The organism is Motiliproteus sp. MSK22-1 (genome assembly GCF_001968815.1).
Taxonomy (GTDB): Bacteria; Pseudomonadota; Gammaproteobacteria; order Pseudomonadales; family Balneatricaceae; genus Motiliproteus.
Genome location: NZ_MIEQ01000078.1, coordinates 165,479 through 192,116, shown reverse-complemented (window position 1 = coordinate 192,116; position 26,638 = coordinate 165,479). Strand labels below are relative to the sequence as shown.

Below are 26,638 nucleotides of genomic sequence, written 5' to 3'. Positions count from 1 at the left end.
GAAACTTCAGCTATCGATGCATCTGGTTGAAGCGCTAATGAAACGGCTTCGCGCTTGTACTCTTCGGAATATTTTCTTCGTGTATTAGACATGTAAAAACCTCGTTAAAGTAGATTATCTACTCTTAACTAGGTGTCCGACAAATCGGGGTAAAACCAATGGTCCTCTATAAGTACAAGATTCTCTTATGTCACTAACTAGATTCTTTATGTCCATATTAAGCACCCTAATAAATAACAAATAAAAGTCTTTATTACTCGACTGGTATCCATCGACCATAAACTTTCCGAATCATCCCCCAATCTTTATGCCCCATCTGCTGTGCAACCCATAGCGGATTCTTACCAGATGATAGCATCATCGAAGCAAACGTATGGCGAGTCTGATAAGGAGAGCGGTATTCGATTCCAGCAGCTACCAAAGCAGGCGTCCAAACCCTTTTTCTAATAGCTTGATCATCATGCCATGGTACGCCGCTTTTCGGATCATGAAATACTCGCAAATTATCTAGAGTGAAAGACATCTGGTCTTCAATTGCTGCCAATGCTTGTGATTGTAAATCTACAGTCCGGCGCCCTGAATGAGTTTTGGTACCTTTCTCTTTACTGCGAACAATAGCCGTTCGAACATAGATACGCTTGTTGGCAGCATCAAAATCTTCCCAACGAAGAGCAATCAACTCTGATGTTCGAAGCCCTGTCCAGAATGCGAACTGAATCAGGTTCCTTTCCTGACCTTGAAGTTGATTCAATATACTTTTTATCTCTGAGGTTTTAAACGGCTTCGGTTCTCTGGTATTAATAGGCAGGTTTCTGAACCTATCCATCGGGTTTCGATCAATCAAGCCCTCTTGATAAGCATCTTTGAATATCTGCCTAAGCGGGCACAAGACATTATTAATACGCTTATTCGAGATACAAATTTGGTCCATCCATAAATAGATATGGTCAGAGGAAAAATCATCGAGTGTCAGACTACCAAAGCTCGGAATCAAATGATGATAGACAGCGCTGTTATAATCTCTAATGGTGCTGTATTGGCACCGCTTTTCAATCTTCTTCAGCCAGTCCTTCAGTGCCTGCTCAATAGATATGAGAGATCCCTTATTACGAGAATATGCAAGGGCATTCTTACTATTAGGAAAATGGGTTGCGTAATTAAACTTTCCTAACGCTATTTCATAAAGGATAGCTTCCCTTTTCCGAGAAGCCTCCCTTAGAGCTGTCTTTGTAGGTTTCACACGAAGAGTTTCACGGCAGCGCCTACCTCGATAGGTGAAATCGACAAGAATACTGTTGCCTCTAGCCCTGACACCTTTCATTTTACTTCTGGTAGTAGAGGATGAATAACACACTGCACATCATTTTCAAATAGGTAGCATATCAATCCCCCTTTATCTCGCTCGTTCAGGATTTTTAACACGTGTTTGGGCTTTTTGAAGACCTTTGCCATCTCTGGAAATGGAGTCCAACCAGTTCGCAAAAAGATCTCATTTTCCTGATAGGTAGCTAAGAACTCATCACTATCATCTAGATGTAGTACATATCCTTTAAACTTAAAATCTTTTGGCAAACCTAAAGATTTTTTTAAGCGTTGTTGCTGCAAACGATCCATCGTTATACCCCTTTTTTGCAGATAAAGGGTGACTGTCCGATCAACCATGCCTCTACAGCCTCTATGTTCAACAAAATTCTGCCGTTGGGAGACTTCACCCAATGAATCTTCTCTCTCAACTGACCTTTCTTTTTAAGTGCCCGTAATGATTCCTTGGACAAACCTGATTCCTCCGATACTTTTTCAAGAGTTTTCCACTTCATAGGTACCTCCAGAGGCGCGTGAAAAGACGCACCGGTAATTAGAAATTGCTTAAAAATGAAAATGCAAATAAGTCGTGTGAATTTCTATGGCCCCGACAATAAGGGCCCATGGAGGTGGGCTGAGAGAAGAGAGAAGTCTACCAATTCAGTGGTTAGATCAAGTGGCCAGTTGCCTACTCATCTATTTACAATTAAGACTTCGTAAAGTTAATGCCCAAAAATATTTGTCGTTTCAACGCTCACACGCATCACACTTTTAGCACTTGTTTTCAAGTTAGTCAACGGTCCATGCAGGTCTGTAGCGGTAGAGCAAGAGCACAATATATTCTTGGTTTAGCGCGCTATGGTTCCGGCCGACAATCATAGACTCTCCTTGAAAGATCAATATGCGGCCTATCATGCCCTATGGGCATTGGGTAATCAGTGAAAAGGTAACCAGCTATTTGTAGATCACCTTTTCTCCTTAAGTAACACTATTTTTTAAAAAATTCTTCTATTGATTTTTCCCCCTTCAGAATTGCTTTACCGTCTTCAGGCCAATTCAACAGGCCTTTCTTGTGGGCCTCTAAAACATCATCTATTCGTAGGCCATTAACCACATCTGGTAATGCCATCCCTAGTCGATCCCTGATTAGCCTGATCATATTGGTTAAATCAACACCTTCCAACTGAGATATTTTTTCAAGGTCGTACAACGCACCTTCAACAAGTTCAAGATCTTTAATAAAATGAGTATTAGTCAACATCAGTATTCTCCTACTGGTTTTGATTAGTGGCCGAAATCAGTTGCAGCTGATAACGGTCACGTATTGGTCTCTTGGCTACTTTCGCCAGAACGGTCCTGGTTCATGATCTTCGGGGTAAAGCTGTTTTCCATCGTATTCGAAAATCATCCAGTACATATCAAATCTAGCCCAAGCTAAATCTCTTAACTTCTGATCAAAGAAGAATTGAAGTTCGTCCCATGCTTTTCCTTTCAATTGCTCAGGTTCCTGCCTCTGAAGCTCCCTCCAATAACGCATGTATTCACGAGTGATGTAGTGGAAATAGAGCCCTGTACAGTCACCGAAATTTTTCCTTGCTCTAGTCTCAATTTCATCCAGTTCGTAGAGAAAGTGTCTAACTCTATTGCTAACCATTAGTCTTCAACCAATATGAAATCTCCACAGAACTCTGTTTTACAGAGCTGCTCCATCTCATCAATGAACCTAACAATAACTTCAATTTGCTCATTCATTGTCAAGACACCAACAACTACACCAATCTTTTCAATTGGAGGATTCGGAAGGCACGTGCGATCTCGAAGCCGAACTACCTCACGATTCAAAACAGCAACAGCTTCTTCAATGGTAAAACGAAGATCTGGGTTCCAATCACCCGTGATTTCTATTCCGGTATCATCAGTCATCTGTTTCATCTCATCAGCACCTTGGTTTCAACATGCGTACAGTTATTGACACGAGTCCAAGGCGTGTCATACCGGGTCAGCTGCGCTGATACCGGATTGACACGCTCAGGTCTCGACGGTTCAGCCTGCTCGCCGCTCGCTCCATAGTTCGCTCTCGCTACGCCAGCTTTACCTTGCCTGTCTATTGCTCCTGAAGTAGTCAGTGTCCATTTCCTATTACGAGTAATAATTTGATCTCCTTCAGACTCCAGCCCAATCACCCGTTTTTCTTTTGGGTCTCCATAGAGGCCGACATTCTCTTCAAGCAGTTCTCCGGTCTCGATATTAACGAGTTCAAATTCGCTATACATTGGGTGGATAGGACGATCGCACTTACGAAGAATTGGCCCACCCATAACCATTACATATGCAGCCCACTCAGCAGCATTCGCAGCAATCATGGCCTGACTCATCTTCGAATCACCATCATTGATCGATGCAGTTTTAATTAGTTCTTTATAGGGGGAAGCTAAGCGTCTAAGTTCTCGCCATACCGTAACGCTTGGTCCACCGATAGCTTGGAATTGCCGAATCCCCCAGGTACTAGCCCATGCATCAATAGCAGTAGCTGCCTCTCGACCACTGTTGCCATTCAGGTCATCCCCAATAAAGGCTCCATCTATATTTTTCGCTATGTACTTTGCAATATACCCAGCAGCGCTACCCTTTTGCGGGTCGATAGCTACCGCCTTAAATCGATGCTTAGCAGCTCCACGCTCATCACCATCACTCTTCAATGCATAGCTATTAAAAACCTCACGCACCTTTTCTCTGCTTGCCTCAGGCATGAATAGCATTAAGTGCCAATGTGGAGTTCCATCATGATTTGGTTCTACAACTCGAAGTCCATAAACATAAATATCATCACGATGGAGCTTGGATCGAATACACTGAAATAGCTGATTGAGGTGCTTGTGTGCCTCTAGAGGATTTGTACCGTCATACTTAGGGTTTGGTTTACCATTGCGCTTAAACCTTGCATGCATTCGCGAGGGAGCGGTTAAAGTATAGAACTCACCTACATGACCAAGCTGTTGTGCAACAAGTTCAAATCCTTTTATCCGGGTCATCAGCTCACCACGGCGAATAGCTGGATTTGATACTGAGAGGTCTGATAGCTCTTTTAGACTGTACTCTTGCCCTTCATCATTACGGACAAATGTATTTGATAAATACAGTTCGTTTCGGTGTTTTTGCTGCTTTCGCACACTTTGGCTGATCATGCTGGAGTAAGTACTTGAATGCTGTGATACCAATCCAATATCTCTTGCCACTGCCTCAATGGTCCTACGCTGCTTAGTAAACAGTTTTTTACGCCACCAACGAGAACACTCCATTCTCTTAATACATGGGCTAATGAGATTGCCATGTTCTTTAAACGTAGGGGGAGTCAGTAGATACCGCTTAACGATTTCAGTGCAGAGTTGATAGCTAGTATCAGAATATTGATGCCGGGAAACAATTTTTTGACACCTTAATGCTTGAGCACGCGCAAAGCCCTTAATGTCATCAGATTCCCAAGAAAGATTGAGATCTCTAATTCTCAATCGCTCGTGAAGACTTCTTAGATTGTGATTGGCATCAACATAGCCTTTAGTTTTGGCTATTCGCTCATATACGCTGGCGAAACTGCTAGCGAGAAAGGGATGGGCATTAAAAATTTTAGCCCGGAATTTCTGACACTCTTGCGTTCCGTAGGTCTCAGTTCTCGCACATGCCAACAGCACAGGATCATTACCCTGTGTCGAAGTTGTGCCCACTCTGTGACATTCCGTAGGCCTATAAGGACCATCGGAGACCAAAGGTGTATTAGAGGAGAATCGTTCAGAAGCCGCATGCTCAGTGGTCTGGAGAAGTCTACGACGGTTGCCGTAGACCTCCAATGTGGTGGAGCTGGCGGGACTCGAACCCGCGTCCACAATGTTTCCGAACCAACGATCTACATGTTTAGTCTAGTCTTTTAATTAACTCGTAGAAACTCCGACAGACAGGATTTTCATGAGCGAGCCAGATTAGTTTTAACGCTTCAACCCCTGGCAAGGTATCCATCGCGATCCTGTATGGGATGACCTTCCGAGCCCCAGTCTACAGGCATACTTAGGTGGAAGGGCGCTAGACAGGTTATTAAGCTGCTAGTGCGTAGTTTTCGTCGTTTGCAATTAAGCATTGGTAAGGTTGATTTACGTGATCACTCACCGCTCACGACATGCACCCTGGACATACGCACCATGTCGAAACCACATCAGCCCCGAAGTCGTTGTCTGGAGGCCACACTATAAAGATAAGTGGCCGTTTTACAACTCGATTATAAACAATTTCTGACGATGGGTGTGTTTTTTTATTTATTCCGCAGCCTTGTTGACGTTGATCAACCGATACCGCGACTAAGACCCTTATCACTGTAAACGGTGAAGCGATTACGACCTGCATTTTTTGAAGCATACATCGCATGGTCTGCATGATTCAGCAGTATCTCAGGCTCCTCGCCATGGTCTGGAAATAAACTGATACCAATGCTGACACCAATAACACAGCTACACTCATCAAACTGAAAAGGATCAGCAAAGCGAGCAAGAATTTTATCTGCTACGATGGTGGCCGCTTCCAGTACTCTGATTTCCGGTAAGATGACGATAAACTCATCCCCTCCCAAGCGAGCCAGTTTATCTGTCGCTCGTAAACACTCTCGGATTCGTTCCGCTGCTCCGATCAGTACCAGGTCACCCAGGTCATGACCATAGCTATCGTTAGTCTCTTTAAATCCATCCAGATCCAGAAACAAAACGGCAAGCTGACGCTGAGTTCGTTTGGCTCGTTTGATATCTTCCAGCAGATGCTCTGCAAACCAACGCCGGTTAGGCAGCCCCGTTAATGGATCGTGTCGAACCATATGCTGAAGCTTTTTCTGAGTTTCACGATGATCATGAATTTCAGTTTTCAGCTGTTGATTCATCTCATACAGCTCCGCTGTGCGTTGCTCTACACGGCTTTCCAGAAAAGTCTGTGCCTCTTCCAGCTTAGCGGTACGTTCACGCACTTGCTGACGTAGAATAACGACCCCCCCCAACAGCACCAGCAACACAAACAATGAACCTCCCAGCACAACGACAAGCCAGTCGGGTATAGACGTCGTTCGCTCTTGACCATACCAATAGTCCAGCGATTTAAAGTAGAAGGAGCTGCTGTTTTTCTTAAGGGCTTTAAGTTGTCGATTTAAGCCATCAAGAAATTCTTTTCCCTGGCCTTCAAGGGTCGAGTAATGGACTTCCTTTGAACAGCAGATGATAGGACTGCGATAAAGCTGGAACTGCGGCTCCAGTAACTTTCCATTGGAACGCGAAGTAATCCCTGCATCAGCGATACCGTTCTCCACAAACCTCATTACATCGGCATAGCTATTCACCTCAATAAAATTCGCGGGAACCCTGAATTGCTTCAGTAACTGTTGAAAGCTGATGCTATAGATATCTTGCCTGAGGCCAACAACCGTTTTATCTCTCAGGTCAAGTATCGACTGTATGTCCTCATTCTGAACATAGACTTGCCCCCAGTTGATAAAGACCGGCTCAGAGGTAAAGTCATAAAGCTTATCCCGCTCTTCGCTGTACGCCATGCCGGCGATCATGTCGATTTCACCACTTTCCAGTAGTTCAATCAGTTTTGGCCAAGTATTCTTTACATAATGAAGTTCCCAACCTTCTGACTTGGCAGCATATTCCAATATATCAATATAGAAACCCTGGACCCGACCGGTATCATCATAAAATACACCGGGTGAATTCTGGTAAATACCCACCCGCAGCATACCCTCTCCGTAGGCAATTACAGAAAACATCAATAAACAGAACAACACACTGATTGAGCGGAGCGGTTTTGCAAGATTTTTAAGAGATGATTTGATCAAAAATTACACCCAGGTACTTATCGATGGACCCTCTATAGCTCTGTTATTATAGCAACAGTGGCTAACGACTTGGTCAATAAACTTAAGGTCCGCTGATACTCTCTAACAAAAATCTACCAGAGATATTGCCAGATAGCTGCTTACAACCGATCACCTGATAATAGTTGCCGCTAAGATGGCGAGTTATTGTTCATTCGTCAAGACAACTTAGGGCTAAAAACAGGCAAAGGGTAAAGATTGTCAATTATCATGTCCGATAATCGCGAGTAGCCTCCTCTAAATAGGCTTATAGTTGCTCCATGATCGAAAACCATGAGCTTTGTTACAATGCCTTAAAGGCACAGGATACCCGCTTTGACGGCCATTTTTTTGTGGCTGTATCTTCGACGGGTATTTACTGTCGTCCGGTTTGCCCCGCACGTATTCCCAAACCAGAAAATTGTCAATTTTACGGATCAGCCTCTGCAGCCGAATCTGATGGCTATCGTCCCTGCATGAAGTGCCGACCCGAACTTGCCCCAGGAAATGCCAGTATCGATGCGAGTAAGCGTTTGGCCAATATAGCCGCTCAAATGATAGAAGAAGGAGCCCTGACGGATACTCCCCTAACCGAATTAGCTCAAACACTGGCGGTTTCAGACAGGCACCTAAGGCGCAGCTTTAACAGTGTCTATGGCGTGTCACCACAGCGCTATGCCCAGACCCAGCGACTACTGCTGGCCAAGCGACTGCTCACCGACACGGATCTATCGATGACGGAAGTTGCCATGAACGCTGGATTTTCGAGTCTGAGACGATTTAACGAACAGTTTAAGAACCATTATCAGCTAACCCCTTCATCCCTCAGAAAAGCTCGCAAGCGGCAACCAAACTCGCTACAGACATCGGACAGGCTTCAATTCACGCTGAGCTATCGACCTCCTTTCGACTGGCCCCGACTCATTAGCTTTTTAAATCAGCGCTCTATCGCTGGAGTGGAGTCTGCAGCTGATGGTCAGAACTATCGCCGCACCGTCTGCTTAAAGCATGGCAAAGAAAGCCTTTCGGGTTGGATCTCCATCAGTAGTCTGCCGGAACGGAATTGCTTAAAACTGGTCCTCAATCATGGTCTTGCTCCAGCTATTGCAACAATATTAAATCGCATTCGTCAGGTTTTTGATCTTGATTGCAATCCAGAACCGATTAGCCTGCATCTGGGTGAACTGGCGGCCTCTCGTCCAGGGTTGAGGCTACCGGGAGCCTTCGATAGTTTTGAGATGGCCATCAGAGCCATTGTAGGCCAACAAGTCAGTGTAAAAGCCGCTCATACGCTGGCAGGACGAATTGCCTCCACGTTCGGCAAATCGTTAGAAACACCTTTTGAAGAATTAAACCAGGTATTTCCTAGCGCCCGCTGCCTGAGCCAGGCAAGCCCTACAAAAATAAAGGAGCTGGGTATTGTCGGTAAACGCGCCAATACGATTGTAGCCCTTGCTCAAGCGGTTGATTCAGGTGAATTATGCCTGAACCGGACATTCGATATTGAAGAAACAATCCAGAAGCTCCAGATCATTCCCGGCATTGGTCCCTGGACCGCACAGTATATCGCCATGCGGGCACTCTCCTGGCCTGACGCCTTCCCGGACAGTGATTTGGGAATAATCAAAGCCCTGGGGGTGAAGCGTCCCAAAGAGTTACAGGAACTCGCCGAGCAATGGCGCCCATGGCGCGCCTACGCGGTCATGCATCTATGGGCGGAATTATCAGAGAAACAGTAAATCAAGGAAATACGATGACTCAATGGACTCAATGGCAGTGCGAACTGGGTACCCTGATTGCGGTAGCTACGGACGGATATCTGAGTGGTCTTTATTTGGAAGGGCAAAAACACCAGGCAGAAATAGCTGACAATTGGCAGGAAGCTCCAAACTTGCCGCTGTTCACAAAACTCAAACAGCAGCTGGAAGACTATTGTCAAGGTTCCCGTACTGATTTTGACTTGCCTCTGGCACCACAGGGTACGGCTTTTCAACAACGTGTATGGCATGCCCTCCAACAAATAACCTACGGTGAGATCGCACAATACGGTCAACTGGCAAGCGCTATTGGAAAACCTTCTGCTACTCGAGCCGTTGCTGCCGCCATCGGCCGGAATCCCCTTATGATCCTGATACCCTGCCATCGGGTGGTTGGAGCCAACGGAAAGTTAACGGGGTTCGCTGCAGGTCTGCACACTAAAGCCAAATTGCTGGCTCTGGAGGCTCCAAAAACGTTAGAACTCAGGATAGATCATCAGATGTAATGAAGAGACCATGGGTTAAAACAATACCCATAAGGCAAAACCAATCAGTATTATTCCTGACAAACGGTTAATATGTGTAAGGTACTGACTGCTTAGATGATACTTAACTCCCATCGCTAAAGTACTAAGCACTAACCACCAGGCGGCAGATCCCAAAAAGACACCCGCAACTAACCACCAAGGCTGTGTCGATGCTTGCCCTTTCATTCCCAGACTGGCAAATATCGCTAAAAATGCCAAAATCGTCATTGGATTGGTTAGTGTCAAACCAAAGGTCATAAAAAAACCTCCCACAGAACCTGACCTCGACAACGCAGATTCAGACACTCTTGATGAGGATTCAACTGTAGAGCGGCACAAGGTCTTTATTCCCAGATAACAAAGAAAGACTGCTCCAAATAATTTAAGCGCTGACTCCAGCGGCGTTAGCCACTCAATGACAGAGACAAGCCCCAATGCAGCGATACCGCCATAAAAGGCGTCGGCACAGGCTGCTCCCAAGCCTGCCACCACTCCCTGGAGCCAGCCTCTCGATAATGACCGCTGAAAACACAGAACTCCAATAGGTCCGACCGGAGCCGCTACAGAAAACCCGATAATCACTCCTTTGCTCACCAGCTCCACCATCATCACTATCTCCTATCACTGATTTACCTATTGTTAAGATCTGAAAGATCAGTTAACGAGACTCTATGCCCTTCAAACCTAGGCATATGCTATTAGGACGGGGAAAGATTATTAATAGATAATGACTATGAATATCCCAAGGTTTATTTGTGAATAACTAAAAAAATCTTCAAAAGGCTTTAGTATTATGCAACTCGATACAATTAGCTGGAAAATTCTTGCACAGCTACAACAAGATGGACGGGCAAGCTATGCTTCAATAGCGCGATCCGTCAGCATGTCCCTACCGGCAGTCACGGAACGAATCAAACGGCTGGAAGAGCAGGGAATTATTAAAGGCTATCGAGCGATAATCGACGAATCCAAGCTGGGACGTGGCCTGACGGTATTTATTCACTTGAGCACTCCAGCAAGTCGTTACAAGGATCTTCTTAGTCAAGCAGAACAGCTCGATGCCATTCGCGAATGTCATCATATTGCAGGAGAGGGATCTTTTATCATTCGTGCTTTAATCAGCTCCGTACAAGAACTGGAGCCACTTATCGAAGTCTTAAGTGAGTTTGGCGAGACCAAGAGCTCCATTGTTCTTTCATCCCCATTACTCAAGACAACAGTCTCCCCTTAAGGAGCCTTCACACTTGACCAAAGACAAATGCAACCACCTAGACTAAAGTATAAAATATAACCAATTTTATGATGAGCACGTAGATGTACCGCTTTTCCTGGAACATCACTGAGGACCTCAGGCAATGGCGCTAGACCACACAGTTGAATACACCATCGAGCAAGCTGTCGCACTGCTGGCTGGCAAAATTTCACTGCAGGCTCTGAGTTCGAAATCAAAACCGGTCCAACGCTACTGTGCCAACATGTTTAGTTCCAAGGATTTTTGGGAAAGCAGTGCAGTAAATCGCTATTACCAGAAAATTATAAGTGGCCTCAGGCAAGGTGAGCTTCGTGCTGTAAATGAGCAGGTTCTGGTCAAGATTCCCACCACTGATGGTCAATACAAAACTGAAATGATCCAGCAAAATAAACTGACTGATGAGTATCAGCTATCAGTTCAGACTCGAATCAGTAAGCTGGAACTGCGTCACTGGGTTGCCAGCACCCGGGAAGCGCACTCTTTTTTGATGAATAACTATGAGTTGGCTATTTCCCGGGGCGAAAGCTGGGACGCTGGAAAGCTGGCTTTTATTTCCGCAGAAGGTTTTGCTGAAGAAGTCACACCGGAGCCAGTGCCAAAACCCAATGAACCAGCGGCCAATGAAACCCCGTCAGATACATTAGTATTATCTGAAGACCTTGCTGAAATCCAGGCACTTCTCAATGGCACCCACGATTTTCAAGCTGAAGAACTCAGGGTTGCACTTCAAGCATGGCTGGAAACAACAAAACGCTTCCGCCAGGGCGATCAGGAGAGTACTCCCTCAAAAGCATTAAAGAGCTGGGTATCTGAACATCTTGATAATGCCAACAGCTATCAGATTATTCGCGTCAGCGGCATCGCTAACTGGGACCACAACCCTCCTCCATTGCGCTTGGTACAATAACTCACTGCAGGCAATGATGCAGTAAATTCATTAGGATCCAAGTACTAAGTAACAGACCAGAATATTTTCTTGTCTCTGGCTATTAGCTAATCATTTGAACCTAAAGCCTTCTCTTCTATGGCACTTCCTCAACTTAGCATTATCAGCTGAAGTTTTTTCAGCTTCGCTCAGTTTCATCAGGATACAGCACTATTTGTACCTATACTTACACCCTCTTTTCTGTGCGAAGAGGCAAGTACAACGACAGCATTCACCTGGATAGAGCAGCTATCAAAGTTGCTGTCTTTGACATTTTAAACTGATAGGAGGTGATAGAGGTGGCAAGATTAAGGCATCGCCCGGCGCCAAAACCCTTACCTGCGCGGGAGACTCATGAGTCAATTTGCAAGCAGACTGAGTTTTACCTGCAGCATGGTGGAAAAATTTCTGTAATTCCAATGGGATACACTGGCATTAGAGAAATATCAGGATCACATCAGGCTTATCTGGCTTCCAAACGAAGGCACTGATATTTCAGCAAAGAGCCGAAGATGCTGCCGAAAGTCCCATACCAAATACGATTGCACGACAACGGTTAAGTCAGCATGTTGATTAGCAAGTATTGCTGAGTGTGGCACCCGGTAAAACCAGACAATATTTGCGACGTGCATTTTCTGGCTTATGGTTCTGCCAGTGCAGATTCTGAAAATGGAAAAAAAAACGAATAAAAAGAGCCACCCTTCAGGTGGCTCTTTTGGGTTTTAATCCATACTAATTATGGCTAATAGCAGACTGTAGTTGGCTTACGAATAACCTTTTAAGTAATCAATATACTCAGGTAAGGCCAACGATATCGATGGGATATAGGTAATCATTACCAGGAAGCACAAGAGTAATAGCAACCAAGGCAAGCAAGCCTTAATAACCCAGATCATATTCCTGCCGGTTATACCCGCTGTCACAAACAAGTTGAGCCCCACTGGCGGTGTCAGCATACCGATTTCCATATTAACCACCATAATGATGCCCAGGTGAATCGGATCGATTCCAAGCTGAACCGCAATCGGGAACAGGATAGGAGCCATGATCAGCAAAATGGCAGTCGGTTCCATAAAGTTACCGGCAATCAGTAACAAAATGTTAACCACTATCAGGAATCCCCAGGCCGGTAAGCCCCATTGTAGAATCGCTTCAGCAACCGCATGAGGAATCCGCTCGGTAGTCAATACATGTGCGAATAGCATTGCATTGGCAATTATAAACATCAGCATCAAACTGACTTTAGCCGAATCCACCAGTACTTTATTTACATCCTTACAATAGATACTGCGAGGGAATGCAGAAGCAATTAACAGGACATTACGGATAACTGCTGCTCCCAGGGTTTCATTCTCTTTGCGCCAGGGAGCGCCTTTAATTGGGCCAATATCGCGATAACCCATGACTGAAATCAGATAACCATAAACGGCTGCCACCGCCGCCGCTTCTGTCGGGCTCGCAATACCACCGTAGATCGAACCCAGGACAATAATGATCAGCATCAGACCACCCAGGGCAATAAAGCCTGAGCGCATTAGTTTTCCTATCCCGGGAAACTTCTGTGCGGGTAGATTTTTGATGCGAGCAACAATATAGATTGCCACCATCAACAGCAGTCCCATCATCAGTCCCGGTACAAAGCCGGCCATAAACATACGCGATGCGGAAACTTCCGTCGCAGCGGCATATACCAGCATAACAATCGATGGCGGGATTAGAATGCCAAGAGTGCCGGAGGTTGTAATCACACCAGCAGCAAATGCCTGAGGATACCCTGAACGCACCATTCCAGCGATACAGATAGTACCAATGGCTGCAACTGTTGCCGGGGAAGATCCGGATACCGCCGCAAACAACATACAGGCCATGACCGAAGCCATTGCCAGACCGCCCTTGATATGGCCAACACTATCGATGGCAAAGTCAATCAGCCGCTTTGCAACCCCTCCGGTGGATAGAAATGAAGAAGACAGAATAAAAAATGGAATCGCCAGCAGCGTGTAGTGCTCGGAGGTTGCTTCAAACAGCTTTAGCGAAATAGAAGCCAAAGAATCATTAGAAAACAACAAAATAGTAGAGACACTGGACAGACCTAAAGCGATAGCAATAGGCATGCCCATAAACATGCAGCCAAACAGGACGATAAATAATGTTGCTGTAGCCATTATTTGCTCTCCTCAGGCAGGATTTTCATTTTTTCCAAATCTTTTGCGAGTTCCATGCTCTCTTTAGCTTCATCAGCCAAATGGAAACCTTCCGCTTGATTGGTTACAACTTTCCATAGCAATTGCAGAAACCGATAGGTCAAAAGTATAAATCCGATAAACAATATGCTGGTGGTCATCCATACGGGAATTGGTAAATCTTCCAACTCAATTCCGATCAGGTGCAGTTTGCTCAGGTAAATCCAGGAACCGTACAAAAACAGACCGCAGTAAAACAAACAAAGCAAAATGGCAATCACAGTAACACCACGGTGAACACCGCGAGGTAACATCTTAACAAATACGTCTACGCCGATATGGCAACCCACTTTTACGCCATAAGAAGCTCCGAAGAGCACGAACCAGGCCGAAATGATCAGTGTCACTTCCTGCGCCCAGTGGATACCAGCGCCAAAACCGAATCTCGCCACAACTTCTGCAAACACCAAGAGTGTCATGGCGACAAGAAGCAGCGATAAGATACTCTCCTCCAGTCGGCTTACCAGTTTTGATAACATGACTTGTACCCCGAACAGTTTCGTCACCGTAACTCCAGATGACGACTTATTATCAGTAGATATGCTTCACAGCAAAAGCGCCTTGAAAGAAGGGTCAGCGGTGAAACAAACCGAGAAAGGTCAATGGGAACAGAGGCTCAACCCTCTGTTCCCGTGGAACTCCGAAAAAGTTCCGATAAGGCGAAAGCTTAGCTTATTTATTTGAAGCTTCAGCTGCTTTGATCAAATCAGCACCAACCTGATCTTCAAACTGCTTCCAAACAGGCTTCATTGCATCAACCCACTGCTGGCGCTCAGCATCAGAAAGCGTCAACACTTCAGATCGGCCAGAATTTGCAATGGCAGCTTTATCACTGTCGGCTTTTTCTGCAGCAATCTTATTGCCGTGAGCGATCGCTTCGTCCAACGCTTTCTTCAGCTCAGTACGTACATCGTCATCAAGTGTTAACCAGAACTCTGCGGAAGTCACAACCAGATAGTCGAGAACACCGTGGTTAGACTCGGTAATGTAAGGCTGAACTTCGAAGAACTTCTTGGAATAGATATTGGACCAGGTATTCTCCTGCCCATCGATAGCTTTCGTTTGCAACAACGTGAATACTTCAGAGAAAGGCTTCTTCAACGGTACAGCATCAACGGCTTCAAATTGAGCCTGTAGTACATCAGAAGTCATGATACGGAACTTCTTGCTCTTGGCATCAGCAGGAACACGCAGAGGATCATTTGCAGACAACTGCTTCATACCGTTATGCAGGTAACCCAGTCCGACCAGACCTTTCTTTTCCAAAGACTTCAGCAATTTCTGACCAGAGCTACTATTCTGGAAGCGCTCAACAGCCGCCATATCCTTAAACAAGAATGGCAGATCGAAAACTTGCAGTTTCTTGGTATATTTCTGGAACTTGGACAGAGACGGAGCGGCCATTTGTACATCACCCAGCAACATCGCCTGCAATACCTTACCATCACCGAACAACTGAGAGCTTGGGAAAACCTTGACTTCAACTTTACCGGCCAGGCGCTCGGCAACCAAGTCACGGAATTTGTTAGCCATTTGTCCCTTAGGAGTGTTTTCCGCAACGACGTGAGAAAACTTTAGCTCAATCGGTGCAGCCGTAGCCACCTGAGCACCAACAGTCAACGCAAGTGCAGCAACAGCTGTTGTTAAAAGACGCATATCCAATTCCTCATCATTATTATGTTGTGTCTTTCTGGTTTTTGACTGAAGACAGGTTCAACCTGACTACAGTGCCAAAATGCATTTAACAGTTAACACTTAGCAAGTACGAGGCCAACTCATTAAAAAAGCGTAATTACTATTTAATTTCAATAAGTTGACTTTAACTTTGACAGAATGGATAAAGTCTCAGAGAGTTTTTGGGTGGAAATCCACCCAAAATACAAAAAACAGGTGGGGAAGTTCACCCCTCTGTTACAGAGGCTATGAACAAAGAGAGAGCAAGCACGCAAATATCAGAAAACATCAGCAATGCAGGCTAATTCAAAAAGTCAGAAGAATCGACAGTCTAGTGAAATTAAAAACTCTCAACCACTTTTGAAGCGGGAGACAGCTTAATCAACTCAAAGAGGTCAATAATTACTGAGAGAACGGATTAACAGCAAGGGGAGAAGCTAATCCGACAGAGAGAGCTTATTAGCAGAAGAAACAGATTACAGCCCAGACTTAACCGCGCCAGTTGCGAACACGCCCTACATCCAAATGAATGAAGTTACTGCGGCGGTAGTACCCGACTCCACCAGCTTGCAGCGACAAAGCCGTTGAATGAAGTTGGTCCAAGTTGACACCAGGAAGGCGGATATCAATCGCCTTACCTTGCATGTGGAGGCTTTTTTTAGCGACCCCATTGCTGTTGGTCCGCAACATAGCGTTGGTTTTAGGGGAACGATAACCGGAAATGACATGCAACGGTTTCTGATAGCCAACAACTGATTTAAGATCATGAAGCAGATCCAACAGAGAAGGGTCCATATCGATGGCAGTGTCACTGCGATGATCCCTGAGCAGCAGACTAAGGCTATCCAGCTCCTCATCAATATACTCACCTTCAACCCAGTAGGTCGAACGGGTTTGCTCACCCGTGTGAAGATTATATAGAGTCAGGCTCCGTTCATACTCGCTTGCCAGAGACGGACTTGCCCAAACAGGAGAAACCGCTGCTGCTGCTGCAATACCACTTGTCATTTTAAGAAAACTACGTCGATCCACCCTAAATAAACCTGCAAATCTGCTAACTTCGCAGGGAGTATGCCAAAGCACTGTTTAATTGTACAGTTTTTGTACTGACATGAGTCATGATTTAGTGAAGTAGTCAGAAACACGGGCTTAACGAGAAAGGCAGCCACACCTCAAAGGAATTTAGCACTGGCCTCCAGCTCATCCTGACTATAAACATCTTCGCCAAAATGAAGCATCTGATTATCATCCAACCATGCTGTCCAATAGGTTAAATACAGCGGTACAGGCTCACGAAGCCGAAGCTGTTTGGTAGTATTGCTGGCCAACAGTTTTTTCAACCTGGAACTGCGCATTATCGATGAGGTTTTCATCAGAGTTTTAGCTAGGGCCATGGGATTCTCCAGGCGTATACAGCCAGAACTGAAGGCGCGGTTGGCTTCCTTGAACAGACTGCGTTGAGGAGTATCATGCAGATAGACCTCATGCTGATTTGGAAAGAGAAATTTAACCCGTCCTAACGCATTAGTTTTTCCTGGAGGCTGGACAAATCGAAAATACTCCTTACCTCTATACATTCGAGACTGATCCACTTGTTCAGCCGGATACTCCTGCCAACGGTTTGACCAACCCGAAACCACTTTCAGATTGTTCTTCTCCAGATACTCACTATCCTCTTGCCAGCGAGGCAGAATATCCTTGTAGGCAATCCCTTTTGGAACATTCCAGGACGGGTTAATAACCAAGGAACGTATTTGACTTTCCAAGACCGGAGTCTGACGTGTGCTGCGACCAATAATGGTCTTCATTGCCAGTACTTCCGCGCCTTCTTCAATATACCTTAACCGGTACTCTGGAATATTGACGTGAATATAACGTGATTGAAAGCGACCATTAAAGGTACTTTGACGCTCCATATTCAGAGCAATTTGATAAGCTCGTTGTTGAGGGGAAATATTAAGAACCGCTCTGGTTTTAGGTCCCAACACACCATCTGGCTTTGCGCCATGCCTAATCTGGAATCGAATTAAAGCTTCTTTCAAATTAGGATCAAAGACCAGAGGATCATAGAACCCAGAAGCAATTTCGCTATCTGAAGATAAATCGCCATACATGGTGAGGAGCTGTCTTAATTGGGCAATCTGCACATGCCGATCCCCCACTCGTAACAGTGGACCATCGGGAACAGGTCGCCATTGCTGCTGCCGGGCCAATCCCAGATAGAAAAAAGCAGCATCACTGAGGCTGTCAAAGTATTGCCTGTCAGAAATTTCTGCCACTCCGGCATCGAAATCGCTAACAGCTAATGCTTGCTCCGCGCCCCCTGCGCCCTGATGTATTCGGGCTCCAGCTATATCTCTGGCGTGAAGATTCATCGAAGCCAGAGTACTGCTCAACAATAAAAGTGTAAAGGCGAGGCGGTGTCCCATTGCGCCCTCCCGACAAATAGATACAAATAACTATTACTCACCGTAAGTAACTATTTTAGCGTTTATTCCAGGCTCTCGCTGAAATCCTTGGGAAAGAAAAGATCGATAAGCGGCTCGATATGAATCCTGCTCAACCATTAAACCCGGCTAACACAGTATTGTTCAGCGCTTTTGAATTCAGATGAAAAAATACAACGATCCGTGAACCCCCTCTGATAAAGCCCCTGAGAAAGTAGTTAACGAGGACAACGCATTCCGAATCAGTTCTTAAAATCTCGTTTGTCCAGGCCGTATTTACGCATTTTGTCGTACAGTGTCTTTCGGGGTAAGCCAAGACTGGCCATACATCCCTTTATACTGCCATCATTTTTAGCCAGATCTTCTTCTATCAGCATTCGCTCAAACCGCTCAACTTTCTCTGGCAAAGTAATACCGGATAAGGATTCTCCTTGAGGTATCAAGCGATCAAACTCAAAGGTACAAGCCTCACCCAGAAGAACATAACGTTCTGCAATATTCCGCAATTCCCGGACATTCCCTGGCCAGTTGTAAGCCACCAGACTGTGGATCCGCTCTGAACTCAAAGCCAGTATTTCTTTTTGATAGAGAGCCGATGCCACCAATGCAAAATGCTGAAATAAAAGAGGAATATCCTCTGGTCGCTCACGCAGTGGCGGGATATCTACGCGGACAACATTCAAGCGATAGTAAAGATCTTCCCTGAAACTTCCTTCTGCACTGAGTTCTTTCAAGTCTGCCTTGGACGCAGCAATTATGCGCAAGTCCAGTGGAATCGCTTCGTTGGCGCCCAGGCGTTCAATACTGCGCTCTTCCAGCACCCGTAGCAGCTTGATCTGCAAAGACATGGGCATACTTTCAATTTCATCAAGAAACAGAGTTCCGCCATCGGCGTATTCCAGTTTACCAATGCGCTTGCTTTTAGCATCAGTAAAGGCCCCTTTCTCATGGCCGAACAGCTCACTTTCAATCAGGTTTTCCGGCATGCCACCACAGTTGATGGCGACAAAATTATTCGCCACTCGACGGCTGTTTTCGTGAAGATAGCGAGCGACCAGGTCTTTACCGGTTCCTGTCTCACCCATTAAAAGGATATCAGCAGGAGTATCTGCAACCTGCATCAGCAACTGACGCATTCGCTGCATGGGCTCTGCCTTACCAATAATTCGCGGTCCGGGAGAGTTATGTGCCTCTAATTCTTGTCGCAGATTTCTATTTTCCAGCGTCAGGGCACGCTTTTCCTGAGCACGTCTGACAACATCAGTGAGCAAATCAGCAGGAAACGGTTTTTCTATAAAGTCATAGGCACCATCACGCATAGCCTGAACAGCCATGGATATATCCCCATGACCGGTAATTAAAATAACCGGAAGGTCTGGTACCCGTGCCAATGCCTGCTGCATAAAAGAAAGGCCATCGGTACCGGGCATACTGATATCACTGACCACAATACCGGGCCAGTCCGGGCTTAAAAGTTCCAGTGCCTTATCTGCATTATCAAAGGCCGTAACCTGGTAGCCCGCTAACTCCAAAGTCTGGCTGCTGGCAGCTCGAATGTGTTTTTCGTCGTCAATCAAAATAACGGGTTGCGCTTGTTCGGGCATCATACTGGATGAACCACCATCAGGTTACTGGGCTACAAATGTGTTGGGTCGTAGATAAGACTTATCTCTAATAAGCTACCGGATAGTAGACGAAGTTAACCACCGAAAATAGTACACCTGCTTACATATGGCCCACCCAGCAAGACACTAGGTATTGAAAACACGCGCAGCCATATCAAGATCTGCACAGACATGAGCCCTCAACCAGTCATCCAATTGATCCACCAGTTCCTGAGCCTTGTCCGGGTTATCAATCAACGCTATTCGATCCACCTGATAGACCTGCTCAACCGACCAATCATGCATCTGCTTATGGCTGTCATACTCGGGAAAAGCAAGCTCAAGCATCAGTGCCTCTTCCGTAGCAAAGTGCTGAAGAGTCAACTCAATATAGCGATCCAGGAATGGAATCAGCCCTATGGGCGAAGCTCCTTCATCCAGCACTCCCTGCATCCCCTCAAGCAGCTCAGCCAGTTGCCGGTGCAAATTTCTTATATCATCGGGACCTATTTCATCAGAACTAAGCTCCCAGGCAGGTTTGAGCTTATGAGAATGCATGCGGTACTCCATTATCCGTCCAGTTTAGCGATAAGCTTTCAGCACAATGACCTACATCGAGCGTTCTCGCATGACTGCTTTTTTTATTAATGTGCATTCATTTTAGGCCAAATTTTATTCAGCAGGGAAGTCAGATTAAAATGGAATGGAGTTCGTACTACGTCAATAACGGTATAATTTTCCTGACGAGTATCTCGCTCCAGTGCCTTTGGTAAATGTTCTCCATCCACTGAAAGAATGGCAGAGACTGTCGGAAACGGGTGTCCTGACCCCATGCTGGAGACCACCCCTATTTCACCATTGTAAAGAAGAACCCAACTTCCGGGTGGATACATACCCAGAATGGCTACAAGAGCTCGAGCAACAATCGTATCAAAACGAGTCCCTCTATGAATAAATATCTCTTTCAAAGCCTCCTTAGGTGTCAACGCAGGTCGGTCCCCCCGAGGTCGGACTAAAGCCACATAACTATCCGCTACCCGCAGAATGCGTGCAGACTGATGAATCGCTTCACCACTCAACCCCTGTGGATAACCTTTACCATCAGGTTGCTCGTGATGTTGCTCTATGGCCGTCAACCAGAGTTCTGTATTGATATTAGCCCTTTTTATTAACAGTTTTCCGTCATGAGGGTGTCGTTTTATCTGTCTTTTCTGGGAATCAGTGAGAGGATTAGGCTGGCGATCCAAAACATGTTCTTGTAGCTCCAGCATAGCGATATCTTCGGTGAAAGCCGCGCAAATCAGATAAAGGCGGGAAGCAGACCCCATACCCAGCTCTTTCGCCAGCAACTCACAGAGCACTGCGACAAACAACTCCTTGGTTCTTTGATGCACAGTGCTTCGATTCAGTTGCAGCGCCGCTAGAATACCAACCGAATTCTGAGCACAAGCTTTTTGGATTATGTGGGCCAGATAGAGGCACCGTGAAACAACAGTGGAATAAGGCCCCTCTATTATTTTCTGGTGGGTTTCATTAAGGAACCTATGTTGAGCATCAACCCACTCGAACACCGTCAGCATTTTCTGATCATCATCGAGTTCTCTTGAAGAACCGCCGCCACCCATCCAGATCTCCTAGAAGTACAACCTCACCCGGACCCTACCAAGCAAGGCTCCAGCAATCTCTGTAAAGCCATCAAGTAAGCAAAAGATGTATTTACTACTGCTATGAGTATACCGCTTTATCCACATCCTACCGAATCAATTACTTACAGCCGAATAATCTGAGGTAAGCGCTTGAATGCAGTTAGATTAATAGCAAGCCATATAGTTCTATCGAATCGACTCTACACCACCAGTAAGCAGGCCTGACTTATGTTGATTACCGGAACACCACAGCGCGCTCTAGCCCTCACCCATTGACTAGCCCAGCATAGCGGTATCAGCATGGGTTGCACGTTTCAGCTCCAATATAAAAACAGCACCTCCGTCAGGATGATTATTAGCGCTTAAGCGCCCTCCCAGACTATCCACTATACGATGGGAGATTGAGAGCCCCAGCCCAAGCCCCTGCCCCATTTCCTTGGTTGTATAAAAGGGTTCGAATACTTTATCAAGGTCACCGGGGTTAATTCCCGGTCCTGCATCTCGGAACCTCAGTTGCACGTTACTTTCATCACTTTGGCAGGATATCTCGACCCGCTTATCCTCCTGCAACTCCATCGCCTGCATGGCATTGCTCAGAAGATTAACGGCAACCTGCTCCAGTCTTACCATATCCCCCATCACATACAGATCATCCAGTTCCTCTGGCCAGAGCACTTTGACCGACTCGCTATCCAGTCGACCATAGAGAATGGACATAGCACCCTCTCGGACTGACTTCAGAGAAATAGGCTCTACGATTCCAGAGGTTTTCCGGGAAAAAACTTTCAACGGAGCGATAATTTTTGACATCCGTTCGGTCAGGCCCGAAATTTCCTTGAGATTATCTTCAACAGGTTCCAGCTTCTGCATCTGCAAGAAGGACCGGGCATTGTCAGCATAAGCTCGAATAGCCGTCAAAGGCTGATTCAGTTCATGATTAATACCGGCAGACAACTGCCCCAGAACTGCCATCTTAGCGGTCTGGATCAGTTCATTCTGTGTGTTCTCATGCTCTTGAATTTCTTTACGCAACCGGGTATTTGCCGTTTGCAGATCGTTAGTTCGCTTATCAACCCGGCTTTCCAGTTCATCGCGGGCCTGCCGTAAATGTTCTTCATATTCTTTCCGCTCTGTAATGTCATGGATAGTGGCAACAAATTTTCGTTCCCCCTGATCTTCCATTTGTCCGATAGTTAACTCTATGGGAAAGAGTGAACCATTCTGGCGTTTTCCCTGAACCTCTATGACAGGCTCGTGATGGCCCGGCATGGGCAATTCGGGATGGGTGATCATTCTCCAACAGATAGCCCGGTCCGGTGTGTCTATTAATTGACTGAAATAATGTCCCCGCAGCTGTTCAAAACTGTATTCAAACAAAGACACGGCTGTCGGATTAAAAGACTCTATTCGTCCTTGGTTATCCAGGGTGATCAAACCGGCCTGGGTATTGTCGATAATGGCCCGCACCCGAGCCTCACTGGCTTCCAGCGCTTCAGTGGCATGCAGTTTATAGCGCAGACGCTCCAACACTATTTTCCTTCGCAGAAGAAGGAATGAAACCAATAACACGATGATCAGAAACCCAATGGCCGCTAAAACCACCGCATTCCAAACCTGACGGTTAACCGTTGTTAATTTGGCCATCGCAATAATATTGAGTTCAGCCTCCGGCATGTCAATGCCCATACGCATATACTCGACACCAGCCAGACCCTTTAAGGTTTTCGGGTCTGACTCATCCGTTTCAACAACAGTAATCAACTCACCATCGTCACTGTATTTTATCTGATTAATCACCGGTAACGACGACAGTGGCTGTTCAGCATACCGACGACTTTTAATGATTCGCCTCAACACTTCCTCCGACAGGGGGGCCAGTGTTTTAAATTTCCATTCCTTACGGGTACTGATAAAAATCACGCCGTCATCATCGGTCACCATCAAGTCCACCAGAGGATCACTCCACTGCTCTTCAATATCATTCAGATCAATTTTTACCACAATCACGCCATCCACCTGAGCAATGCCCACCGGGTGGGAAAAATAATAACCCCGCTTTTTAGATGTTGTTCCCAAAGCAAAATAGCGACCGGAACGCCCCTGCAAAGCCTGCTGAAAATAAGGACGGTAGTGAAAATTGCGGCCAATAAAAGAGTTGGTTTGTTTCCAGTTACTCGCGGCCAGAGTATCCCCTTCAGGAGACATCAAATAGATGTCAGAAGCCCCGGTAATCCGAGCCACTTCTTCCAAATACATATTGAGATAATGTACTTTTACCCGATCCGTCGGATCCCCGAGCACCTGTTCCAGACTCCCATTGCTGGCCATCAGCTCAGGTAAGCTACGGAACTTGTCTAGTTCATTTCTCAGATTGACGGCATAACGCCCCAGATCTGCCTCGAGTAGCTGATGAAGTTTACTCAGCTCATTTGACCGGACCCAGGATGAAACCTGCCACATTGTTATCGCAAACAGGATCAGCATAATAATCAGCGCAGGTATTCTCAGACTTTTATTATCGATAATTTGCGGCATGAACATTTCCTGTAACGATGATCTCGCAGTCTAAGGAATCTGTGAATAAGCTCCTCTGTGGACTTGCCCATAGGTTCCCTAACACCGGCTCGTTGCTGGATAACAACAAAACGGTTATAACATGACTCAGGAGAACCTCACTCAATAACATGACTCTCACCCTGCTTTACTAATAATAGGTTTCCAAAATAATAAGCCCACAAGCGGCGTCAAATCAGCAGCGTAACTCCGTTTAACCACATAGTTCGAAGTGTATTATTAATGCCCACAAAATGCAGCGGGGGAGACTGCTTTCAAAAAACCATCAACATCTTTAGGCCCTTAAACCTGAACATAGTTAAAACAAAGGCAGCAACGGGATATACTGCCTTATCTGGACCCGCAAGCATCCATATCAGGCCAGAGAACTTGATCCGTTTAGCCCAAAAGAAACCACTCTATGAAATCAATTTCCCAGCAGATCGCTGAGTCTATCAACGCTCAATCACAACAAGTTGACGCAGCCATCTCGCTTTTGGACGAAGGTGCAACGGTCCCCTTCATCGCCCGATACCGTAAAGAGGTCACCGGCGCATTAGATGACACCCAACTACGGCAACTGCAAACTCAGCTGGTCTACCTGCGAGATCTCAATGACCGACGTCAGGTCATCATCACAGCAATCGAAGAACAAGGGAAATTAACCCGAGAACTCAAACAGCAGCTACAGGAAGCCGAAACCAAAACGCGCCTTGAGGATCTTTATCAACCTTTCAAAAGCAAAAGGCGTACTAAGGCACAAATTGCGCGAGAAGCAGGACTTGAGCCCTTAAGTCAACAGCTGCTGACTGCACCTCAGCAATCCCAACAACCGGAGCCTCAACAGCTTGCTGTGAAATACTTAAACTCCGAGGCAGGCTTTGCAGATCAGGACGCTGTACTTGAAGGGGCACAGGCCATCTTGGTGGAACAATTCAGCGAGGCTGCCGAGCTGGTCGGAAAGCTAAGAAATATGCTCTGGAATGAAGGCCACCTGGAAGTCAGCGTTACAAAAGGAAAAGAGCAGGAAGGAGCTAAGTTTCGTGATTACTTCGAACATTCAGAGAGTATTCGAAAAATCCCATCGCACCGCTTGTTAGCAATTCTTCGTGGTAAAAAAGAAAGTATTTTAAAAACGGCTATACGCCTGCCAGAACAGATTCAACCGGAAAATCATATCAGTCAGTATTGGCAGCTGAATCACCGGGGACCAATCGGTGTGTGGCTACAAAATGCGGTTAATCAATGCTGGAAGCGCAAACTTCAGCCTCAGCTGGAGAAAGAGCTGATTAATCAGTCGAAATCCCAAGCTGAAGAAGATGCAATACTGGTCTTTGCACGCAATCTAAAGGAGCTTTTGCTGGCCGCCCCTGCCGGCTTCAAAGCAACACTCGGGTTAGATCCAGGACTTAGGACTGGAGTCAAAGTGGCTGTGGTTGACGGAACAGGGAAATTATTGGAACACACTACGATTTACCCGCATGTTCCCCGCAATAAATGGGATGAATCCATCAGTCACCTGGCTAGTCTTTGTAAGAAACATCAAGTAGAACTGATTAGTATTGGAAACGGTACCGGCTCCAGAGAAACAGACAAACTCACCTCTGAGTTACTCAAGAAACATCCGGAAATCAAGGCTCAAAAGCTGGTTGTCAGTGAAGCAGGTGCTTCGGTATATTCCGCTTCAGAGTTGGCCGCTAAAGAATTTCCGGATTTGGATGTCAGCATCCGTGGAGCGGTCTCAATTGCCCGAAGGCTTCAGGACCCTTTGGCTGAGTTGGTCAAAATTGAGCCAAAAGCCATTGGCGTCGGCCAGTACCAGCATGACGTCAACCAAAGCCAACTGGCACACAGCCTGGACAGCGTTGTGGAAGACTGTGTGAATAATGTGGGTGTTGATCTCAACACCGCATCAGAAGCACTGCTAGGTCATATATCCGGATTAAACACGACCCTGGCGCGTAATATTGTTGATTACCGTGATCAGCATGGTGTTTTCGCTAGTCGTACAGCCTTGAAAAAAGTCCCCCGTTTGGGGCCTAAAGCATTCGAGCAGGCTGCTGGCTTCCTCCGTATTACTCAAGGAAAGCAGCCTCTGGATGGTTCCAGCGTACACCCTGAAGCCTATAGCCTAGTGCAGCAGATTGCTGGTCAAAATCAACGATCTCTCGAATCATTAATCGGTGATGAGAGCTTTTTACGAAACCTCAATCCCTCTAACTATGTCAATCAGCAGTTTGGTGAATATACCGTCAAAGATATCCTCAAAGAACTGGAGAAACCGGGAAGGGACCCTAGACCGAGCTTCAAAGCAGCACGATTTGAAGAGGGTGTCGAAGAGCTGAAAGACCTGAAAGCCGGTATGAAACTGGAAGGGGTTGTTACGAATGTGACCAATTTCGGTGCGTTCGTAGATATTGGTGTCCATCAGGATGGACTGGTGCATATTTCAGCGTTAGCCGACCGTTTTGTCAAAGACCCTTATGACGTCGTTAAAGCAGGAGACATTGTGCAGGTTCGGGTGCTTGATATCGATATTCCGCGCCGACGTATTGCTTTGAGTATGAAAAGTGATAACAGCGAGACGAACCACCGAACCGATAGTCCAAAATCACCCGCAACACATCGTGACTCCAGATCTAAGCAATTATCGCAGCCAAATCAAAGACCCAAATCACCCTCACACTCTCAAGCAGGCTCAGCCAGAAAAGATTCAACTAAAGGAACGATGGCTGAACTATTCTCTCAGGCAAAGAAAGGAAAACGACTATAACCTAGACTTGGCCACTGCCAGTAAGGCAATGGCCAACAACCAAAAGCGATT

General features: G+C 46.0%; 25 protein-coding genes and 1 other RNA gene. 6 read left to right on the top strand and 20 right to left on the bottom strand.

The genetic code is table 11. From position 1 onward, the window contains the following. The 10 genes from BGP75_RS27830 to BGP75_RS22370 all read right to left on the bottom strand — a co-directional run. Positions 1–92: transposase (locus BGP75_RS27830; protein WP_143820948.1), on the bottom strand; the 92-nt coding region annotated here is incomplete at its 3' end. Between the two features lie 161 nt (positions 93–253). After that, positions 254–1,321: a site-specific integrase gene (locus BGP75_RS22410; protein ID WP_076721147.1), complete on the bottom strand. Its 1,068-nt coding sequence runs from the start codon at positions 1,319–1,321 to the stop codon at positions 254–256. Next, positions 1,318–1,614, bottom strand: coding sequence for a hypothetical protein (locus BGP75_RS22405; protein ID WP_083704983.1), 297 nt, complete (start codon positions 1,612–1,614; stop codon positions 1,318–1,320). Before BGP75_RS22405 ends, BGP75_RS22410 begins: the two co-directional genes overlap by 4 nt. A 2-nt stretch (positions 1,615–1,616) precedes the next feature. Then, positions 1,617–1,817: a hypothetical protein gene (locus BGP75_RS22400; RefSeq protein WP_076721145.1), complete on the bottom strand. Its 201-nt coding sequence runs from the start codon at positions 1,815–1,817 to the stop codon at positions 1,617–1,619. A 473-nt stretch (positions 1,818–2,290) separates the two neighbouring features. After that, entirely contained in the window at positions 2,291–2,563 is a 273-nt protein-coding gene (locus BGP75_RS22395) for a hypothetical protein (protein ID WP_076721144.1), read from the bottom strand. A gap of 75 nt (positions 2,564–2,638) precedes the next feature. After that, on the bottom strand, positions 2,639–2,956 hold the full coding sequence (locus BGP75_RS22390; protein ID WP_076721143.1) for a hypothetical protein: 318 nt from the start codon (positions 2,954–2,956) through the stop codon (positions 2,639–2,641). Further along, positions 2,956–3,234 carry a hypothetical protein gene (locus BGP75_RS22385; protein WP_083704982.1) on the bottom strand — a complete coding sequence of 93 codons (279 nt, stop codon included), beginning with the start codon at positions 3,232–3,234 and terminating at the stop codon, positions 2,956–2,958. The genes BGP75_RS22390 and BGP75_RS22385 overlap by 1 nt, the downstream gene beginning before the upstream one ends. Then, positions 3,231–5,183: a replication endonuclease gene (locus tag BGP75_RS22380; RefSeq protein WP_158070158.1), complete on the bottom strand. Its 1,953-nt coding sequence runs from the start codon at positions 5,181–5,183 to the stop codon at positions 3,231–3,233. Before BGP75_RS22380 ends, BGP75_RS22385 begins: the two co-directional genes overlap by 4 nt. Continuing rightward, positions 5,150–5,514: a transfer-messenger RNA gene (ssrA, locus tag BGP75_RS22375) on the bottom strand. The genes BGP75_RS22380 and ssrA overlap by 34 nt, the downstream gene beginning before the upstream one ends. Before the next feature lie 118 nt (positions 5,515–5,632). Continuing rightward, entirely contained in the window at positions 5,633–7,168 is a 1,536-nt protein-coding gene (locus BGP75_RS22370) for a GGDEF domain-containing protein (protein ID WP_076721141.1), read from the bottom strand. Positions 7,169–7,467: 299 nt separating this feature from the next. Between BGP75_RS22370 and alkA the strand changes: the two genes are divergently transcribed. Both alkA and BGP75_RS22360 read left to right on the top strand, forming a co-directional pair. Continuing rightward, on the top strand, positions 7,468–8,925 hold the full coding sequence (alkA, locus tag BGP75_RS22365) for a DNA-3-methyladenine glycosylase 2 (protein WP_076721140.1): 1,458 nt from the start codon (positions 7,468–7,470) through the stop codon (positions 8,923–8,925). 14 nt (positions 8,926–8,939) lie between these two features. After that, positions 8,940–9,449 (top strand): methylated-DNA--[protein]-cysteine S-methyltransferase, encoded by a 510-nt coding sequence (locus BGP75_RS22360; RefSeq protein ID WP_076721139.1) that lies wholly within the window; start codon positions 8,940–8,942, stop codon positions 9,447–9,449. 15 nt (positions 9,450–9,464) lie between these two features. Here BGP75_RS22360 and BGP75_RS22355 read toward each other — a convergent pair whose 3' ends face one another. Continuing rightward, positions 9,465–10,079 carry a LysE family translocator gene (locus BGP75_RS22355; RefSeq protein ID WP_076721138.1) on the bottom strand — a complete coding sequence of 205 codons (615 nt, stop codon included), beginning with the start codon at positions 10,077–10,079 and terminating at the stop codon, positions 9,465–9,467. 184 nt (positions 10,080–10,263) lie between these two features. On the opposite strand from BGP75_RS22355, the gene BGP75_RS22350 reads away from it, so the two are divergent. The 3 genes from BGP75_RS22350 to BGP75_RS27825 all read left to right on the top strand — a co-directional run bounded on the left by BGP75_RS22350 (position 10,264) and on the right by BGP75_RS27825 (position 12,138). Continuing rightward, positions 10,264–10,701 (top strand): Lrp/AsnC family transcriptional regulator, encoded by a 438-nt coding sequence (locus BGP75_RS22350; protein ID WP_076721137.1) that lies wholly within the window; start codon positions 10,264–10,266, stop codon positions 10,699–10,701. A gap of 124 nt (positions 10,702–10,825) precedes the next feature. Further along, entirely contained in the window at positions 10,826–11,629 is an 804-nt protein-coding gene (locus BGP75_RS22345) for a hypothetical protein (RefSeq protein ID WP_076721136.1), read from the top strand. Between the two features lie 308 nt (positions 11,630–11,937). Further along, on the top strand, positions 11,938–12,138 hold the full coding sequence (locus BGP75_RS27825) for a hypothetical protein (RefSeq protein WP_369832153.1): 201 nt from the start codon (positions 11,938–11,940) through the stop codon (positions 12,136–12,138). 273 nt (positions 12,139–12,411) lie between these two features. Here BGP75_RS27825 and BGP75_RS22340 read toward each other — a convergent pair whose 3' ends face one another. From BGP75_RS22340 to BGP75_RS22295, 9 genes are all read right to left on the bottom strand, one after another. Further along, entirely contained in the window at positions 12,412–13,812 is a 1,401-nt protein-coding gene (locus tag BGP75_RS22340; RefSeq protein WP_076721135.1) for a TRAP transporter large permease, read from the bottom strand. Continuing rightward, positions 13,812–14,396, bottom strand: a complete 585-nt coding sequence (locus tag BGP75_RS22335) for a TRAP transporter small permease (RefSeq protein WP_233153004.1) — start codon at positions 14,394–14,396, stop codon at positions 13,812–13,814. Before BGP75_RS22335 ends, BGP75_RS22340 begins: the two co-directional genes overlap by 1 nt. A 166-nt stretch (positions 14,397–14,562) precedes the next feature. Then, entirely contained in the window at positions 14,563–15,546 is a 984-nt protein-coding gene (locus BGP75_RS22325) for a TRAP transporter substrate-binding protein (protein WP_076721132.1), read from the bottom strand. Between the two features lie 507 nt (positions 15,547–16,053). Next, complete coding sequence (locus BGP75_RS22320) at positions 16,054–16,596, bottom strand: YcbK family protein (RefSeq protein ID WP_233153003.1); 543 nt, start codon at positions 16,594–16,596, stop codon at positions 16,054–16,056. A gap of 140 nt (positions 16,597–16,736) precedes the next feature. Beyond that, a complete protein-coding gene (locus BGP75_RS22315; RefSeq protein ID WP_076721131.1) occupies positions 16,737–17,993 on the bottom strand; it encodes a murein L,D-transpeptidase in 1,257 nt (418 codons plus the stop codon). A 260-nt stretch (positions 17,994–18,253) separates the two neighbouring features. Beyond that, positions 18,254–19,618, bottom strand: coding sequence for a sigma-54-dependent transcriptional regulator (locus tag BGP75_RS22310; RefSeq protein ID WP_369832152.1), 1,365 nt, complete (start codon positions 19,616–19,618; stop codon positions 18,254–18,256). Between the two features lie 144 nt (positions 19,619–19,762). Then, a complete protein-coding gene (locus tag BGP75_RS22305; RefSeq protein WP_076721130.1) occupies positions 19,763–20,173 on the bottom strand; it encodes a hemerythrin family protein in 411 nt (136 codons plus the stop codon). An 86-nt stretch (positions 20,174–20,259) separates the two neighbouring features. Then, positions 20,260–21,240: an HD-GYP domain-containing protein gene (locus BGP75_RS22300; protein WP_076721129.1), complete on the bottom strand. Its 981-nt coding sequence runs from the start codon at positions 21,238–21,240 to the stop codon at positions 20,260–20,262. A gap of 297 nt (positions 21,241–21,537) precedes the next feature. Further along, positions 21,538–23,796 carry an ATP-binding protein gene (locus BGP75_RS22295; RefSeq protein WP_076721128.1) on the bottom strand — a complete coding sequence of 753 codons (2,259 nt, stop codon included), beginning with the start codon at positions 23,794–23,796 and terminating at the stop codon, positions 21,538–21,540. 439 nt (positions 23,797–24,235) lie between these two features. On the opposite strand from BGP75_RS22295, the gene BGP75_RS22290 reads away from it, so the two are divergent. Next, positions 24,236–26,587 carry a Tex family protein gene (locus BGP75_RS22290; protein WP_076721127.1) on the top strand — a complete coding sequence of 784 codons (2,352 nt, stop codon included), beginning with the start codon at positions 24,236–24,238 and terminating at the stop codon, positions 26,585–26,587. The last annotated feature ends 51 nt before the right edge of the window (positions 26,588–26,638 follow it).